This is a genomic window from Methylomonas stagni (assembly GCF_050154735.1).
Taxonomy (GTDB): domain Bacteria; phylum Pseudomonadota; class Gammaproteobacteria; order Methylococcales; family Methylomonadaceae; genus Methylomonas; species Methylomonas koyamae_A.
On the sequence record NZ_CP189557.1, the window covers coordinates 2697135 to 2714387 of the forward strand.

The 17253-nt window shown below is 55.9% G+C and carries 14 protein-coding genes; 8 read left to right on the forward strand and 6 right to left on the reverse strand.

Translation table 11 applies throughout. The features are described 5' to 3' along the window. Window positions 1–52: 52 nt before the first annotated feature. The 6 genes from ACP4CD_RS12435 to ACP4CD_RS12460 form a co-directional block, all read right to left on the reverse strand. Window positions 53–982, reverse strand: coding sequence for a response regulator transcription factor (locus tag ACP4CD_RS12435; RefSeq protein ID WP_313728950.1), 930 nt, complete (start codon window positions 980–982; stop codon window positions 53–55). Beyond that, window positions 979–4356, reverse strand: coding sequence for a hybrid sensor histidine kinase/response regulator (locus ACP4CD_RS12440; RefSeq protein ID WP_426991152.1), 3378 nt, complete (start codon window positions 4354–4356; stop codon window positions 979–981). The genes ACP4CD_RS12435 and ACP4CD_RS12440 overlap by 4 nt, the downstream gene beginning before the upstream one ends. A gap of 147 nt (window positions 4357–4503) precedes the next feature. Continuing rightward, window positions 4504–5043: an REP-associated tyrosine transposase gene (locus ACP4CD_RS12445; protein ID WP_426991154.1), complete on the reverse strand. Its 540-nt coding sequence runs from the start codon at window positions 5041–5043 to the stop codon at window positions 4504–4506. A gap of 88 nt (window positions 5044–5131) precedes the next feature. Then, on the reverse strand, window positions 5132–6121 hold the full coding sequence (locus tag ACP4CD_RS12450) for a hypothetical protein (RefSeq protein ID WP_071155220.1): 990 nt from the start codon (window positions 6119–6121) through the stop codon (window positions 5132–5134). 510 nt (window positions 6122–6631) lie between these two features. After that, window positions 6632–7060: a DUF29 domain-containing protein gene (locus tag ACP4CD_RS12455; protein ID WP_071155222.1), complete on the reverse strand. Its 429-nt coding sequence runs from the start codon at window positions 7058–7060 to the stop codon at window positions 6632–6634. Window positions 7061–7313: 253 nt separating this feature from the next. Next, a complete protein-coding gene (locus tag ACP4CD_RS12460; RefSeq protein WP_426991156.1) occupies window positions 7314–8153 on the reverse strand; it encodes a hypothetical protein in 840 nt (279 codons plus the stop codon). Window positions 8154–8338: 185 nt separating this feature from the next. Between ACP4CD_RS12460 and ACP4CD_RS12465 the strand changes: the two genes are divergently transcribed. The 8 genes from ACP4CD_RS12465 to ACP4CD_RS12500 all read left to right on the forward strand — a co-directional run bounded on the left by ACP4CD_RS12465 (window position 8339) and on the right by ACP4CD_RS12500 (window position 17005). Further along, window positions 8339–9592: a hypothetical protein gene (locus tag ACP4CD_RS12465; protein WP_426991158.1), complete on the forward strand. Its 1254-nt coding sequence runs from the start codon at window positions 8339–8341 to the stop codon at window positions 9590–9592. Window positions 9593–9718: 126 nt separating this feature from the next. Continuing rightward, window positions 9719–11017 carry an urea ABC transporter substrate-binding protein gene (gene urtA, locus ACP4CD_RS12470; RefSeq protein WP_064026572.1) on the forward strand — a complete coding sequence of 433 codons (1299 nt, stop codon included), beginning with the start codon at window positions 9719–9721 and terminating at the stop codon, window positions 11015–11017. 321 nt (window positions 11018–11338) lie between these two features. After that, window positions 11339–12916 carry an urea ABC transporter permease subunit UrtB gene (urtB, locus tag ACP4CD_RS12475; RefSeq protein WP_426994678.1) on the forward strand — a complete coding sequence of 526 codons (1578 nt, stop codon included), beginning with the start codon at window positions 11339–11341 and terminating at the stop codon, window positions 12914–12916. Between the two features lie 681 nt (window positions 12917–13597). Beyond that, complete coding sequence (locus ACP4CD_RS12480; RefSeq protein WP_426991159.1) at window positions 13598–13888, forward strand: hypothetical protein; 291 nt, start codon at window positions 13598–13600, stop codon at window positions 13886–13888. Window positions 13889–14192: 304 nt separating this feature from the next. Continuing rightward, window positions 14193–14321 carry a hypothetical protein gene (locus ACP4CD_RS12485; RefSeq protein ID WP_426991161.1) on the forward strand — a complete coding sequence of 43 codons (129 nt, stop codon included), beginning with the start codon at window positions 14193–14195 and terminating at the stop codon, window positions 14319–14321. Beyond that, window positions 14308–15426, forward strand: a complete 1119-nt coding sequence (gene urtC / locus ACP4CD_RS12490) for an urea ABC transporter permease subunit UrtC (protein ID WP_426991162.1) — start codon at window positions 14308–14310, stop codon at window positions 15424–15426. The genes ACP4CD_RS12485 and urtC overlap by 14 nt, the downstream gene beginning before the upstream one ends. Beyond that, the gene (gene urtD / locus ACP4CD_RS12495) at window positions 15423–16232 is read left to right on the forward strand and encodes an urea ABC transporter ATP-binding protein UrtD (protein WP_426991163.1); all 810 of its coding nucleotides are present in this window, start codon (window positions 15423–15425) and stop codon (window positions 16230–16232) included. Before urtC ends, urtD begins: the two co-directional genes overlap by 4 nt. Beyond that, entirely contained in the window at window positions 16232–17005 is a 774-nt protein-coding gene (locus tag ACP4CD_RS12500) for an ABC transporter ATP-binding protein (protein ID WP_426994679.1), read from the forward strand. The genes urtD and ACP4CD_RS12500 overlap by 1 nt, the downstream gene beginning before the upstream one ends. The last annotated feature ends 248 nt before the right edge of the window (window positions 17006–17253 follow it).

Sequence of the window (17253 nt, forward strand, 5' to 3'; positions counted from 1 at the left end):
TCGCCCGCGCCGAAGAGCCCGCCGCCGATCCGGCCGCGGGCTTTTTTATGGCTCAACCGCTCTGCAATGCCGCCGCAACCGCCGCCGCGCGGGTCGAGACGCCGAGCTTTTCGAAGATGTGTTCCAGATGCTTGTTGATTGTGCGCGGGCTGCTGCCGAGGATAATGCCGATTTCCTTGTTGGTTTTGCCGCGAGCAATCCACATCAGAATTTCGGCTTCGCGGAAGGTCAATTTCAAGCGCTCGCGCAATTGTTCCGGATTCCAGGCGCCGTCGTCCTCGCGCCTGAGCAGCAACAAATATTCGTCCGGGTGGTGGCAAACGCCGATCTCAACGCTGAAGCCAACCGCCGCGCCAAAGCTTTCCTCGTCCGGCACCTTGCCGCCGTCGCCGCGCCAGTTAGCGAACCAGGCCAATAAACGGCCCGGCAACGCATCGCCGAGTCCGCACGCCCCCGCCTCGCCCTGCCCGCGCTTAAAATCCGCCAGCCAGGCGGCGGCGGCCGTCGTCAACCAGACGATCCGGCCGCCGGCATCGACCGCCAGCGCGGCGAATTCGCCGTCGTCCAGCACTCCTTCGGCCCGCAGCAGATTGCGGGTTTGAGTCAGATGCACTTCGATGCGCGCCAGCACTTCGGCCGGCCGGATCGGTTTGACGATGTAATCCAGCGCGCCTTCGCCGAAACCGCGCAACAAATGGTCCAGCTCGCTAAGGCCGGTCATGAACAACACCGGAATCGCGGCGGTGGCCGGATCGGCTTTCAGCCGGCTACAGGTTTCGAAGCCGTCGATGCCGGGCATCATCACATCCAACAAAATGATGTCGGGTTTGACGTATTGAATTTGTTCGATCGCCGAGCAACCGTCGGTGGCGACCAAGACCCGGTAATTGGCTTCCGACAAGGTATCGGACAACAGAGCCAGATTGCCCGGCGTATCGTCGACGATCAAGACCGTGCCACTACTGCCATAGGTGCCGTTCATCGTGCCTCCTGCGTTTTCGGGTTCATATTCAACAATTTGCGTAGTTCGCCGACCCGGAACTCGCCGGCCAGTGTTTTCAGTTTGGCAAAATAGCCGGCATAGTCCGGATGCGCCGCGGCCAGTTCGTCCAATTGTTTTTTTAGGGCCAGCAGATCGCCGATCCTTACGCAATCGACACAGCCCTGCAACAGAGGTTCCGGCGGCACCGCCAACGCCGCCCGAACGCCCGGTTCGACCGCCGCGACCTCATCGCGGTACAGCCAACTCAGCGCCAGATACAGTTTCAATTTGTCCATCAAATCGCCCACCCGGACCGGCTTGGCCAGAAAGTCGTTACAACCGGCATTCAGCGCCGCCAAACGATCGCTGGGATAGGCATTGGCACTCAGCACGATGATCGGCATCGCCCAACCCTGCTCGCGCAGCCGGATCGCGGTTTCGATGCCGTCGATACCGGTCATCGAAATGTCCAACATCACCAGATCGGGACATTGCTCGGCTACCCGAACCAGGCATTCCTCGCCCGAATCCGCTTCGCAAACCTCGAAGCCCAAGGGCTCCAACAAAGCCCGCAGCAAATCGCGATGCTCGCGCTGATCGTCCACCGCCAAAATCTTGCGGCGGACGCCGTGATAGCCGACGATGTCCGCGCGCGGTTCCGGCTCGGCATCGACGTTCAAACTCGGCAACAGCAGGCGCACGCTGAAGGTCGAGCCCTCGCCGAGTCGGCTTTTCACCGTTATTTCGCCGCCCATCACTTCGGTCAAGATCTTGCTGATCGTCAAACCCAAGCCGCTGCCGGCCACCGCGTTGCCGGTCGGCTGATTGAGCCGGGTAAAGGGCTGGAAGATATTTTGCATTTGCTCATCCGCTATGCCGGCGCCGGTATCGATCACCTGAAAATTGACGACGCCGCCGCTATAGCCTATCCGCAGCACGATTTCGCCGCTGTCGGTAAACTTGACCGCGTTGCCGAGCAAGTTGATCAATATCTGCCCCACCCGCTTTTCGTCGCCGCGCACTCGCTGCGGCAGGGTGTTGCCGATCTGGCAAACGAAGCGCAAGCCCTTGTCCTCGGCCTGTGCCTGGTAGGTATGCACCAAGTGCTCGATGAACAACGGAAAGTTAAACGGTTCCTGCTTCAGATCGAATTTGCGCGCCTCGATCCGGGCGATATCCAGAATGTCCTCGATCAATGCGCATAAATGCTCGCCGCTCCGCTTGACGGTATCGACGGCCTGGCGCCGGTGCTCCGGAATGCTGGGGTCTTGGTTCAAAATATGGGCGTAGCCGATAATGCTGTTCAGCGGCGAGCGGATTTCATGACTCATGCTGCTCAGAAAACGGCTCTTGGCCTGATTGGCGGCGTCGGCCATTTTCAGCGCTTGTTGCAATTTCAAGTCGGTTTTCTGATGCTCCTCGATTTCCTGCAACAACAGCTGGGTCTGCTTGGCGGTTTCCTCTTGCGCCACCTTGCGGCTTTCGGCATTCAAGATCAGCCACCAAGTGCATAGGCCGATGAACACCAGCAACGAGGCGTATATTTTCAGGAAATTGTTCAGCAATAACTGGAAGGCCGGCCAATCCTGGCGAATGCTCAACAAATCCTGGTAGTAAATGATGCTGACGAAAATCCCGGTCAACACTGACAGAAACACAAACAACAAACCGAAGCGCAACAGCCGCAGGCGCACGTACAGACTCAGAAAATTCGGCAAGCCGCGCTTGGCGAGACGTTCCAGATAATCGTCGAAGCGATACCCCACCTTGCAGGCGTCCAAACAGCGCGCGTCCAACGTGCAGCACAACGAACAAATGCTGCCGGCGTAGGCCGGACAATAGGCCACGTCGTCGTGTTCGAACTCGTTCTCGCAAATCGAACAAGTGTTGCGGGCGTAGCGGTTGTGTTCGTCGCGGTCGCGCGCCAGATAATGTTGGCCCTTGCTCCACCACGCCAGCAACGGCGCCAGCGCGAACGCGAGGCCCAGCGCGATGAACGCCGAAAAGGCTTTGGGCCATTCGCCGAACAAACCGACGTAAGCCAGTATCGACACCACCGACGCGACGAAGGTCGCCACCATGCCGACCGGATTCAGATCGGACAAATACGCCCGCTTGAACTCGACTTCCTTGGGACTTAAGCCCAGCGGCTTGTTGATCATTAACTCGGCCGCGACCGTGCTGATCCAGGCGATCGACATATTCGAAAACAGTCCCAGCACCTTTTCCAGCGCGCCAAACACGCCAAACTCCATCAACAGCAACGCGATCATCACGTTAAACAGCAACCACACCACCCGGCCGGGGTGGCTATGAGTCAGCCGCGAGAAGAAATTGGACCAGGCCAGCGAACCGGCGTAGGCATTGGTGACGTTGATCTTGATTTGGCTCAACACCACGAACAAGGCGGTCGCGGCCAAGGCCCAGCGCGGATCTTCGAACAGTTCGTTGTAGGCCACCAGATACATCTGGGTCGGCTCGTGGGCATGTTCCGGGGCGATGCCGTGGCGTATCGCCAAATGGGCCAACAAGGCGCCCAACAACTGCCTGAGCACGCCAAATACCACCCAGCCCGGCCCGGCGCTCAGCATCGCCGCCCACCAGCGCCACTTGTTCTCGGGAGTCTTGTCCGGCAAGAAGCGCAGAAAATCCACCTGTTCGCCGATCTGCGCCACCATCGAACAGGCCACCGTCGCCGCGCTGCCGAACAGCAGCCAATCGAAGCCCTGGCCGCTGCCGGCGATCCAAAAATAGGTCTCCAACGTCATCAACGCTTCCGGCTCGGTCCGCGCCACCGCGATATACGGCGCGATCAGCAAGGCCAGCCACACCGGTTGGGTCCACAACTGCATCCGGCTGATCGTGGTAATCCCGAAGGTCACCAGCGGAATCACGATCAGCGCGCTGATCACGTGAGCATAGGCCAGTGGTATTTGAAAATACAACTCCAGCGCCAGCGACATGATCGAGGCCTCCAACGCAAACAGCGTGAAGGTGAACGAAGCGTAAATCAGCGAGGTCACCGTCGAACCGATGTAGCCAAAGCCGGCGGCGCGGGTCAGCAAGTCGATGTCGATATGAAAGCGGGCCGCGTAATAGCTGATCGGCAGCGAGGTGATGAAGATCACCACGCCGACCGCGATGATCGCCCAAAAGGCATTGGTGAAGCCGTAGTTGATCGACAAAAACCCGCCGATCGCTTCCAGCACCAGAAACGAGGTCGAGCCGAAGGCGGTATTGGCGACTTCGAACTCCGACCACTTGCGGAAGCTGCGCGGGGCGTAGCGGAGCGCGTAATCTTCCAGGGTTTCGTTTGCGACCAGCAGGTTGTAGTCGCGGCGGATTTTGGTGATGTTTTGGTGGATGGCTTTCATGGTTTGGTGTCGCTATCGCGACGGCTATTTGATATGTCGATTCGCGGACCGGCAGCCGCGATACTTTAAAGACGCGGCATCAGGGGATAAAAACCATCCCGATTTCGTAGGGTGGGCACGGTTTATGTGCCCACGCGGACAAACCTTTCATTCCCCCGCAACCGCAACATCAACGCCATCTCCCCAATCCATCGGATAAACGCCTTCCTTAACATACCGATGAAACGTCGAATAAGGCCATTCGTTGACTCGCCGGCAATAGCCGTGTTTCACCGGGTTGTAGTGAACATAATCCATATGTCGGGCAAAAACGGTGTCATCGCGAATTTGATGCTCCCAATACCGGCGTTGCCATAAGTTCGATTCTCGGTGTTTTTGTTTGGATACGCTAATCCATTCGGCCCGCCGGTACGCTTCGACACATGCCAAGCTCACCTGCCGCTTGATCACGCTCCAGCAGGTTGCAAAATCTCCGTCGTCCGCCGGCAATGTCCAAATACAATGCAAATGATCCGGCAATAAAACCCAGGCGTCGATGAAAAACGGTCGTTTCACGCGAGCGCTTGCAATCGCCTTGCGCAAAGCCTCCCGTATCGGTTCATCACATAAAATCGCCTGCCGCCGATACGTCACCACCGTGAAAAAATACGTTGCACCCGGATTTTTCGAGCGGCGGTAGCGGGACATTTCGATTGTTAATTTTCGGCGCTTAAATCAGGGTTTTGGCGTTTCCGCGTGGGCACAAAAAGCGTGTGCCCACCCTACGTTACTAGAACTATTGTTTAGGCTTTGCTCTGTCAACAATTCCATCAATAGCATCAGGAATCAATTTCTCAGCAAACCCAGCCAAAAAAGAAATAGCGAGTAGCTTTGCAAAATCTTGTGAACTATTGGTGCTCATACATAGAAACAAACTTGGTATATTCGTGGGACAACCTAATTCATATGGCGTTTTTTCAGGCAAAATAACCCCTAATAGCTCCTTACTAAAAACACCATGCAAAATATAACTTAAAACACCGGACTCCCACAATATCAATACCAATAATGCAAATAAAGCTCCTGAAAAAAGTGCAGATACCCCATCAAAATAGCCACTTCTTAGCTGAAGAAATGATAAAAAAGTTTCACTATGGATTTTTAGACGAGACATCCTTCTATGGAAACTAATAAATGCGCCAAACGCGCCAAAGCACGCAACAGAAACTAGAAGATCATGTTTTTCAGGTGCCGCATAAACATGAGAATATGCAAACATAAAAAAAAGCAACAAAATAAATATGATTGACACTACAACGCTAACGCAAGATCGAATCTCATGACCTTTAGTGGCAAGCGCATAGGCCCAATACAAGCGATTTGCTAAATAAACAACTTGACTGCGCAAAAAGACTTCATCCGAGGCATCAGAGCTATTAACAAACTCCTCGTACGCATGATATTGATCATCATCAGCTATTGACTTAAATCTCAGCTTTAAATGTTTCTCCTCAATTTTTAGTTCACTAACATTTAATTTATCAATAATAGCGACTCTTAAGGCACAAACATCACTCCAACCTAGAACAATGATGCCTTCTTTATAGGAACTTATAATTGTTTGAATATAATCAGATAAACATTCTTTCTGCGAGTGCCTATAATATTCCGACAAAAAATGCTTAAACTGACAATTGATGTAGCTTTTTATAGTGGGCCCCCAAAGCAATAAAGCCACCCGATACAAAAGCGATACAACCCAATTAATAGCGGCCGGTTTTTTCATAAAAAATATAATTTGTTAGGTCCAGAGAATAAACTGAGCGAGACGGGCGTTGTTTGGGATTCTTTCGCCTCCCATTTCTGTGACATCCTACATCAGAACCATTTATCCAAATTTGCAAAACTACCCGCCGACCTTTCATCTCGCGACGGGGTTAATCCCCTGATGCCGCGCCGAGCACCGGAGGGTTTGAGCGGTGGTGCCCGACAGGGGCGCGGCAGGGATGCCGCGCGTTTTTGGAGGGCTATGGATAGCCCTTCCAAAAACCCCGCTCAAACCCGTAGGAGCGCAGGATATAAGCGGCATGGGGCCGCCTTTCTTTTGGATACTTTTCTTTCGACTGCATGGATGCAGGAGGTAGAGCAATGCAGGAGCGATTGCCGAGGCCAAGCAAAGAAAAGTATCGCGGTTGCCGGTCCGCGAACCGGCATTTAAAAACCCGTCGCGCCAGCGACACAAATCATCAAAACCATCAAAACCCTTACAACAAAACCAACGCCGCACCACGACAATTCACTCCGGAAAAAACCCGGCATCGACGATTTGATCGAAGGTCCACGGACAATCGCCGGCAAACAATTCCTCGTCAAGTCCGGTTTCGCTGGACGCGTCGATGACGGCTCGCCGATAGGCATGGGCTAGGATTTCCGGCAATTTAGCGGCAAGCCCCGAATTATCGTCGAGCACATCGACCACCGCGAGACGTTGCCCCTTAATCGTCAGTTGCCAGCTTTTACCGCGCCGTGCCGGTTGATGCCGCCACTTCAGCAAATGCGCCAATAAAACCGTCAAGCGGCTATCCAATGCCCGTTTTTCGCTTCGGCCCATGCTTTCCAACTCCTCGGCGATGTTTTGTAGATCCAATTCGTTGAAACGCCCCGCTCGGATTGCCGCGGCCTGTTCGTGGGTCCAACGGTAGAAGTCGGTTTCGTAGGTACTCATGGCTAATCCTCATCCTATCTGATGGCCCGGATTATAACTGATCGTCGGCGGCGGCCGTTCGCGCCTCGGGCTTAACGCTTCGACTCCGCTCAGCGACCGGCTCGGCTCGGCTCGGCGAACGATTCAGCTCCGCTCAGCGACCGACTCCACTCAGTAAATGTTCCCCTCTTAGCGAACGCTTCAGCCGGCAACGACCGAGTCTAACGCTCGACGGTGTTTTGGACGTCCCGCATCCCTGCGAGCAAGACAAGCGTTACTTCCTTTCATGCCCAAACGTAAAGATCACCGGATTGCCTTGGTTGTGAATAATCACCTCCTTCTTCGGCTCGTCGCCGATTGCCGCCGGCGTGCCGGAACCTTCGCCACCACTGGCGGCCGCCGGAATCTCCCGAACCTCCACCCGCACGTCCGGCATCCACTTGGGTTTGAACAACGCGGTCTTCACTCGGCCTTCGGTTTTCGGCAACGGCGCGTGTTCCAGCACGTCCAGACACGCGGTGCTGATTTGATCGACCAATTTGTCGGTCACGTAACTTTGCGCGACGTCCTTGCCGAAGGCATGAGCGCTGAAGGTGGACTCGCGTTCGATCAACACCGCCTGATTGCCGGCATCGCGTAGCGTGCAGGTGATCGGCAACACGTCGGCTTTTTGAAACTCGGCGGCGCGCGGGTCGGAATTGCCGGACGAAAACGAGAAGCCGACCGGTGTTTCCCGGCGGGCGACCTTACCCAATTTGGCTTGTAACGCATGGCTGAACGGCCCTTGCCCCGGCAACGGAAATTCCCATTCGGCCAGATTGGCCCTGACCCGATCGGCCAATGCCGCCGATTCCAATGCAAAGCCAAACTGGCGCAGATTGTCGTCGGCCACGCTAAACGCCACGGCTTGCAAGGGTTTGACGGCGTCGGCTGCGAGCGCGGGCGTCGGCGGAGCCAACCATGCGGCGGCGGCCAACGCCAAACCGGCCATCCGGTACATTAGCGGTTTTCGAGCCGAATCCATATATCGATCGCGGCTGAAGCCGCTCGTATATTTCATGACCAACGAATTACCGGCCGGCCGTTCAGGCCCAATTTCTAGTGTCGAATTCATAAATTTCCCTCGGTTCTTGGGGGCTTACTCTACGGGAAGCCGTTCTTTTACAGCCATACGTCAAATAACTGATGAGTCATTTACCCGATTGTGGCGGGTAGCGACAAAATTCAAAAATCTCCCCGAAGTCTTCGAACGCCGGACCGCCAATCCCGGCAGTTTTCAATCCAAACCAGGGGAATGTAATGACAGGCATCAATCCACCCAAGCACAATCGCCGGGCCGCCAAGATGCTCGGTAGCGTGGCGCTAAGCGCCCTCGGCCTGAGCCAAGCGCCGGAAGCGCTGGCCGGAGCGACGTTTAAAATCGACGACACCAAATGGGTCAGCGTCGGCGCCGGTTTAAGAACCAGTTTCCGCGCCCAGGAAAGCGGCGCCGGGGCCAATGGCGAAAAATGGAACAACGATTTCAACCTGGACAATATCCGTTTGTACATCAACGGTCAGATCCATAAGTACCTGAAAGTGGAATTCAACACCGACTGCCAAACCTGCGGCAACGGCGGTGAAGTCCGGGTGCTGGACGCCATCGGCAAGTTCGAGGTCACCCCTTACGCCAACTTGTGGGTAGGCCGGATGCTGGTCCCGGCCGAACGCCGCGAGATGAACGGTCCGTTCTACAGTGCGGTGTATAACATCTTCTCCGCCGGCACGCCGTTCGAGCCGGCAGACTACAACCTGACCATCGGTTCCAACGGCAACTCGGCCGGCTCATTCGGCCGCGACGACGGTGTCACCTTCTGGGGTGCGGTACTCGACGGCCGTTTCCAATACGCGGCCGGCTTTTTCCGAGGCTTGCGCGGCGGCGCCAACGTAAACCACAACATTCTCTACGCACAGCGCTTCGCCTACAACTTCTGGGACGTCGAAAAAAACCCCGGCTACTACACCTCGGGCACTTATTACGGTAAAGGCGGCGATATCTTGACGGTCGGCGTCTCCAATCAATATCAAGAAGGCGGCGCCGGCACGGCGGCTGATCCGGGCAACTTTCGCGGCACCACCGCCGACGTGTTGATGGAAAAAGTCTTACCCGGCGGCGGCGTCGTTACTCTGAACGGCGAATACAAAAACTACGGCATTTCCAATGGCTTCAGCCAGGCGAGCCGTGATGCCGACGTGCCTTTTTCCAGCAATACCTTCGGCATGTTTGAGGGCAATGCCTACGATGTCAGCGGCATGTATCTGTTCCCGCAAAAAATCGGCATCGGCCAGTTCCAACCTTATCTGCGCTACGTCAATGTCGCTCCCAGCACCAGCAGCACCCGCGAAGTCTACGAAGGCGGCGTCAACTACATCATCGACGGCCACAACGCCAAAATTTTTGCCGCCTACCAATACGGCGATCTGTTGACCAAAGGCGTCGCCAGCGACTTTAAATCAACCGACTCGGGTACAAACGCCAGCCAAGTCATGGTCGGCTTCCAATGGCAAATTTAAAAGTAGGGTGGGCACGGTTTGTGTGCCCACGCGGAACGAACGCCAGGCGTGGGCATTGCATGCCCATTCCTACAAAAACGGGCTATTGATTCGCCCACGATTTCTTCCCGACATAGGACTTAAACGATGAAACTACTGAGCAATTCCTTCCACAAACTGGCGACCGTCGCGGCTCTGTCCGCCGCGCTGCTGGGCGCCTCGCCGGCCCGCGCCGAAGACACTATCAAGGTCGGCGTGCTGCATTCGCTGTCCGGCACGATGGCCATTTCCGAAACCACGCTGAAAGACACCATGCTGATGCTGATCGACGAGCAAAACAAGAAAGGCGGTTTGCTCGGCAAGAAACTGGAAGCGGTCGTCGTAGACCCGGCGTCCAACTGGCCGCTGTTCGCCGAAAAAGCCCGCGAATTGCTGACCAAGGACAAAGTGGCGGCAATCTTCGGTTGCTGGACTTCGGTGTCGCGGAAATCGGTGTTGCCGGTCATTGAAGAATTGAATGGCATTTTGTTCTATCCGGTGCAATACGAAGGCGAAGAATCCTCGAAAAACGTGTTCTACACCGGCGCCGCGCCCAACCAACAAGCGATTCCGGCGGTCGACTACCTGATGAACGACCTGAAAGTGCAGCGCTGGGTACTGGCCGGTACCGACTACGTTTATCCGCGTACTACCAACAAAATCCTGGAAGCCTATCTGAAAGCCAAGGGCGTCAAGGATAAGGACATCATGATCAACTACACGCCTTTCGGCCATTCCGACTGGCAAAGCATCGTCGCCGACATCAAAAAATTCGGCTCGGCCGGTAAGAAAACCGCAGTGGTTTCCACGATCAACGGCGACGCCAACGTGCCGTTCTATAAAGAGCTGGGCAACCAAGGCATCAAAGCCGAGGACATCCCGGTCGTCGCGTTCTCGGTCGGAGAGGAAGAATTGTCCGGCATGGATACCAAACCATTGGTCGGCCATTTGGCGGCCTGGAACTACTTCATGAGCGTCGATACCACCAAAAACGCGGCCTTCATCCAACAATGGAAGGACTACATCAAAAACCCGAAACGGGTCACCAACGATCCAATGGAAGCCCATTACATCGGTTTCAACATGTGGGTGAAAGCGGTTGAGAAAGCCGGCACCACCGATCCCGAAGCGGTACAAAAAGCCCTGATCGGCGTCGAGTTCCCCAACCTGAGCGGCGGCGTGGCGAAAATGCTGCCCAACCACCACATCAGCAAACCGGTGCTGATCGGCGAGATTCAGGAAGACGGCCAGTTCGTCACGGTCTGGCAAACCAATAAAGTCGTCGACGGCGACGCTTGGTCCGACTTCTTGCCGGACAGCAAACCGATCATCGCCGACTGGACCGCGCCGATCAGCTGCGGCAACTACAACACCAAAACCAAGAAATGTTCAGGTCAAAAATACTGATCGGATGAACCCGGCGGGTCCTCGATCAGATCCGCCTCACGCTTAGCCAAGGGTTGCGCCGGCACGGAAGCCGGCGCAACCCACCTCGAAGGAATCGCCATGTCTGTTCATTGTTCGCAAACCGCTTTAATAACGCCGCTCGGCCGCGCCTCTGCCGTTGCTCTTTTCCTATCCCTGTGTTCAGTTCGTACTCCTCTGTGGGCCGGGGCCAAACCGAGCGGCGTTATCAAAGCGATTTTTTCGTGCGTGGGTTACGCATTGCGTAGCTTGCGTTCCGGTTTTCGAGTGACCGCCTGGTACGCGGTGCGTACCCTACTTTTTATGTTCGCGGTTTCCGTACAGGCGCAAGAACCGGACGCCTTTAGCCAAAATCTTGAGCAATTGCGCGTCGGCAGCATGGCCGAGCGCGAAGCCGCGATCGAAACCCTGGCCGCCGACGGCCGCGCCTTGCCGGCGCTGCAAGCCTTGCTGGACGGCAAATTGTTCGATTTGAAAGCCGAGAGCAAACTGGTGATCGGCGTGGAATCGGCGGCCGGCTATCACCTGACCGACGCCGCCAGCGGCGCGGCACTCGCGGAAGTAGACCGCGCGGCGGTCGGCAAAATCAACGTCACCAACAAACTGCGCGGCAGCTTGCGCAAGGCCATCGGTCAGTTGCAGTTGAACGTGGCCGACGCCGACGCCCGCTTGGCGGCGGTCAAGGCGATGGCAAAAGAGATCGACGACAAGGGCCTGGACTTGCTGCGCGGCCGCTTGGAACAAGAAAGCGCGCCCAAGGTCCGCGCCGCGATCGAAGAAATTCTGCTGCTCCGAGACATCGACAGCGACGACAAGACCAAGCGCATCGCCGCCATCGGCACCTTGAAGGACCGTACCAGCCAGGACGCCGCCAATCGCCTGCAAGCCCTGACCGAGAAAGACGCGGACGGCAATTTCATCGAACCCGACAGCGACATTCGCAATCTGGCCGAAGCTGCGCTGGTCAGCATCCACAACCGCTTGCAAACCTATGCGGTCGTCGAAACCGTGTTCTTCGGCCTGAGCCTGGGCGCGGTGCTGGTGTTGGCCGCGATCGGCCTGGCGATTACCTTTGGCGTGATGGGCGTGATCAACATGGCCCACGGCGAACTGATGATGCTGGGCGCTTACACCACTTACGTGATGCAGCAACTGCTGCCGAACAATCTGGGTACCGCGTTGATTTTGTCGATACCGATGGCCTTTTTGGTGGCCGCGCTAGTAGGTATAGCGATTGAACGCGGCATCATCCGCTTCCTGTACGGCCGGCCGCTGGAAACCCTGCTGGCCACCTTCGGCGTCAGCCTGTTCCTGCAACAAGCCGTACGCTCGATCTTCTCGCCGCTGAACCGCAGCGTCTCGACGCCGGAATGGATGAGCGGCTCCTGGCAGATCAACGACTTTCTGTCGCTGACCTGGAACCGCTTTTACATCCTGATTTTCTGCCTGCTGGTGTTTACCGCGCTGCTGCAAATCCTGAAGCGTACCAAGCTGGGCCTGGAAGTCCGCGCCGTCGCGCAAAATCGCGGCATGGCCAGAGCGATGGGTATTCCCACCTCTCGGGTCGATGCGATGACGTTTGGTTTAGGTTCCGGAATTGCCGGGGTGGCCGGGGTGGCCTTGAGCCAAATCACCAACGTCGGGCCGAATCTGGGTCAGGCCTACATCGTCGATTCGTTCATGGTGGTGGTGTTTGGCGGGGTTGGGAATTTGTTCGGAACGTTAGTGGCCGGGTTCTCGTTGGGCATCGCCAATAAGGTGTTGGAGCCTTATGCCGGGGCGGTGTTGGCGAAGATTTTGGTGCTGGTGTTCATTATTTTGTTTATTCAGAAGAAGCCGAGAGGCTTGTTTCCGCAGAAAGGAAGGGCAGCGGAATCTTGAGGTTTTAGCTTACTGGTTCCCACGCGCTGCGTGGGAACCCTGACCTGCCGCGCTGCGGCATGTTACCCGCAGGCGCGAAACTTCCGCATTCCCACGCAGCGCGTGGGAACGAGAGAAAAATGTAGGTTGGGTTAGGCGCCAGCCGTAACCCAACACGACGGCTTTCGATGTGGTTGAGGGGGTTGAGATTTTGCGTCGCTATCGCGACGGGTTGTTTGGAAGTCGGGTCTCGGCCCGACAGCCGAGGTACTTTTCTTTGCTTGTCCAAAGAAAAGTACCCAAAAAAAGGCCGCCCCATGCCGCTTATATCCTGCGCTCCAGCGGGTTTGAACGGGGTTTTTGGAAGGGCTATCCATAGCCCTCCAAAAACGCGATGCATCCCTGCATCGCCCCTAACGGGCAACTCCGCTCAAACCCTCCGGTGCTCGGCGCGGCATCAGGGGACGAAACCCGTCGCGAGATTTAGAGGGGATGGATAGCTTGACGATGGTAAGAATTTGTAGGATGTGCCGACGATAAGAGACGCATCGCTTGCGACCGATGCGCTTCGCATTTGCTCAGCACATCCTAGGGGCTTCATAAATTCAAAATTGTGTTCTGTTAAATGTTGAGTCTAGAAAACTCATAGACTGCTAATAATTATGAGCAATCAAACCAGACAATTTAAAACAGAGCAAATTTATGATTGAGGGCACGCTATTAATCGTCGCGATGCTACTGGCAGTAATTTCAGCATTCTCAGTTAGCTGGAAAAATTTCGGCATCACATTTGCCACGTTTGTTGTAGTTCAACAGTTTTTGGCTTGGTATCAAGATTATTTGATGCGTCAGCCTGATTACAACACTAGTGTAGGGGATGGGTTTGTAATCTTGGTGGTGTATTTTCCGTCTGCTGTCTTGATTTTCTGTTTATTAGTCAGGCTAGCAATTCAATCTCTTGGGTTACTGTACCACTGGTTACGGAAAAGGTAGTAGAAAGGCTGGCACGATTGAGTGCCCACGCGGAACCAACCGCCAAAGGTTGGCAAAGTTGCCTACCCTACGCAACGTTAAATTCCGGGACGATTTTCTCCCCTGATGCCGCGCCGAGCACCGGAGGGTTTGGCGAGAAGTTGCCCGCAGGGGAGCGGCAGGGATGCCGCTCGTTTTCGGAGGGCTAGGACAGCCCTTCCGAAAACCCTCGCCAAAGCCTTCGGCGCGCAGGATCAAAGCGGCATGGGGTGCCTTTTTCTTTGGGTACTTTCTTTTCGACTGCATGGATGCAGGAGGTAGAGCAATGCAGGAGCAATTGCCGAGGCCAAGCAAAAGAAAGTACCTCGGCCGTCGGGCCGAGACCCGACTTCAAAAAAGCCGTCGCAACAGCGACACTTTAAAACAGACGGAAGTCAAAAATGAATATCGCTAAACTGACCCAAGACAAAACCTACTCTTCAGTGCTAATCGCCCTAGCAAGCGTCACCCTCTTGATCCCCCTGTGCAACCTAATCTTCCCCGAAGACTCGGCCTTGCACTTCTCTGCTTACTCAGTCTCCCTGATCGGCAAATACCTCACCTTCGCCCTACTCGGCCTATCACTCGATATGGTCTGGGGCTACGCCGGGATTCTGGTCCTCGGCCAAGGCGCGTTCTTTGCGTTGGGCGGCTATGCGATGGGCATGTATCTGATGCGGCAGATCGGCACTCGCGGCGTTTACGGCAACGCCGAATTACCCGATTTTATGGTGTTCCTGAACTGGACCGAACTGCCCTGGTACTGGTACGGCTTCGGCAACTTCGGCTTTGCGATGTTGATGGTGTTACTGGCGCCGGGCCTGCTGGCCTTCGTATTCGGCTGGCTGGCGTTTCGTTCGCGGGTGACAGGGGTTTATCTGTCCATCATCACCCAGGCTTTGACTTACGCCTTGTTGTTGGCCTTTTTCCGCAACGAAATGGGCTTCGGCGGCAATAACGGTCTCACCGATTTCAAAGACATCCTCGGTTTTAACATCCAATCGGAGGCGGTCCGTTCGGTTCTATTACTGATGACCGGCCTGAGTTTGATCGGCGCTTTACTGCTGTGCCGCTGGATCGTGAATAGCAAACTGGGCCGGGTGGTCACGGCGGTTCGCGATCAGGAATCGCGGGTGCGCTTCCTGGGCTACCGCGTGGAATTGTTCAAACTGTGGGTGTTTGTGTTTGCAGCGATGTTGGCTGGACTGGCCGGCGCGCTGTACGTGCCGCAAGTCGGCATTATCAACCCTAGCGAGTTCTCACCATTAAACTCATTGGAAATCGTCATCTGGGTCGCGGTCGGTGGGCGCGGCACCTTGTACGGCGCGATCATCGGCGCGGTGCTGGTCAACTATGCCAAAACCGTATTGACCGGCCTGATGCCGGACGCCTGGCTGTTTTGCCTGGGCGGTGCCTTCATCCTGGTCACCTTATTAATGCCCGACGGCATCGTCGGCCTGCTGCGTCGTCGCAGCAAACCCAAACCCACTCTTAATGCTACCGGAGGACAACCGGCATGATGATCTCGGCTGCAACTACCACTGAAGGCGGCGCCAGCCTACCGCTGGACGGCGAGGTCGACGCCCGCCACGGCCCAATTCTGTACATGGAAGACGTCAGCGTCAGTTTCGACGGCTTCCGGGCGCTAAACCATTTATCCCTGTACATAGACGACGGCGAATTGCGCTGCCTGATCGGCCCCAACGGCGCCGGCAAGACCACCCTGATGGACGTGATTACCGGCAAAACCAAGCCCGACAGCGGCTCGGTGTTTTTCGGCCAGACCATCGATTTGCTGGAACTCGACGAACCGGCCATTGCCCAGGCCGGCATCTGCCGCAAGTTCCAAAAACCCAGCGTATTCGACGCCTTGACCGTGTTCGAAAATCTGGAACTGGCCTTAAAAACCGACAAACGCACCTGGCCGACCCTGTTTCATAAACTCAACAGCGAGCAGCGCGACCGCATTCAGGATGTGTTGCAAACCATCGCCCTGCCCGCCCAACAGCGGCAACTGGCCGGCGCGCTGTCGCACGGTCAGAAGCAGTGGCTGGAAATCGGCATGTTGCTGATGCAGGACCCAAAAGTAATGCTGGTGGACGAACCCATCGCCGGCATGACTCACCAGGAAGTCGAACGCACCGCCGAGTTGCTGCTGTCCTTGCAAGGCCAGCATTCCATCGTCGTCGTCGAGCACGACATGGAATTCGTTCGCAGCATCGCCCATAAGGTCACGGTGCTGCACGAAGGCTCGGTGCTCACCGAAGGCACGATGGACGAAGTCCAAAACGATACTCGCGTGATCCAAGTTTACCTGGGGGGATGATGTTAAATATCAGCGCATTGCAACAATACTACGGCGCCAGCCACACTCTGTGGGACCTGGATTTGCGCGTACCCGCCGGGGCCTGCGTCTGCCTGATGGGCCGCAACGGCGTCGGCAAAACCACGCTCCTGAAAGCCATCATGGGCCTGCTCCCAGTGGCCGAGGGCAGCATTCAATTCGACGGTGTGGAATTGGCCAAAGCCAAGGCCGAATCCCGCGCCGAACTAGGCATCGGTTACGTGCCGCAAGGCCGAGAAATCTTTCCCTTATTAACCGTGGAAGAAAACCTGAAAACCGGCCTGCGCGCCGCCAATAAACACGGCATCAAGAAAGTCCCGGACAGCATTTTCGAGATTTTTCCGGTACTGAAACAAATGCTGAAACGCCGCGGCGGCGACCTGTCCGGCGGTCAGCAGCAGCAATTGGCCATCGGCCGGGCGCTGGTACTGAATCCGCGCCTACTGATCTTGGACGAACCCACCGAAGGCATCCAACCCAATATCGTCAGCGAGATCGGCGACGTGATTATTCGTCTGAATAAATCGCGCGGCGTGGCGACACCGATGCCCGAGCCGGAAACCGGCGAAATCCATCAAGCCATCGACCGTATCCATAAAGAACTGGGCGTAACGGTATTGCTGGTCGAACAAAAACTGCCGTTCGCCCGCAAGGTAGCCAATCAGTTCTGCATCATGGATCGCGGCCGGCATGTGGCGGTGGGGGAGATGAACGAATTGGCGGACGACATGGTGAAGCGGTATTTGACGGTGTAGTATTTTGATTTTCTAGGGGCGAAAATCGACTTTTCCGTTTGCATGCTAGGATTTTCCCGTTCGTCCTGAGCCCCGTCGAAGGATGGGCGGGAAAATCCGTGCATCTCTGCGCCAAACCATTCATGCTTCGACAAGGCTCTCCTGAGCGCCGCCGAAGGACTCAGCACGAACGGTTTGGCGAGTAGCGATTATTTCCCGGCGGAATTGATTGGCGTAACAGCGACCTACAACACCTCAAACAAGGATAA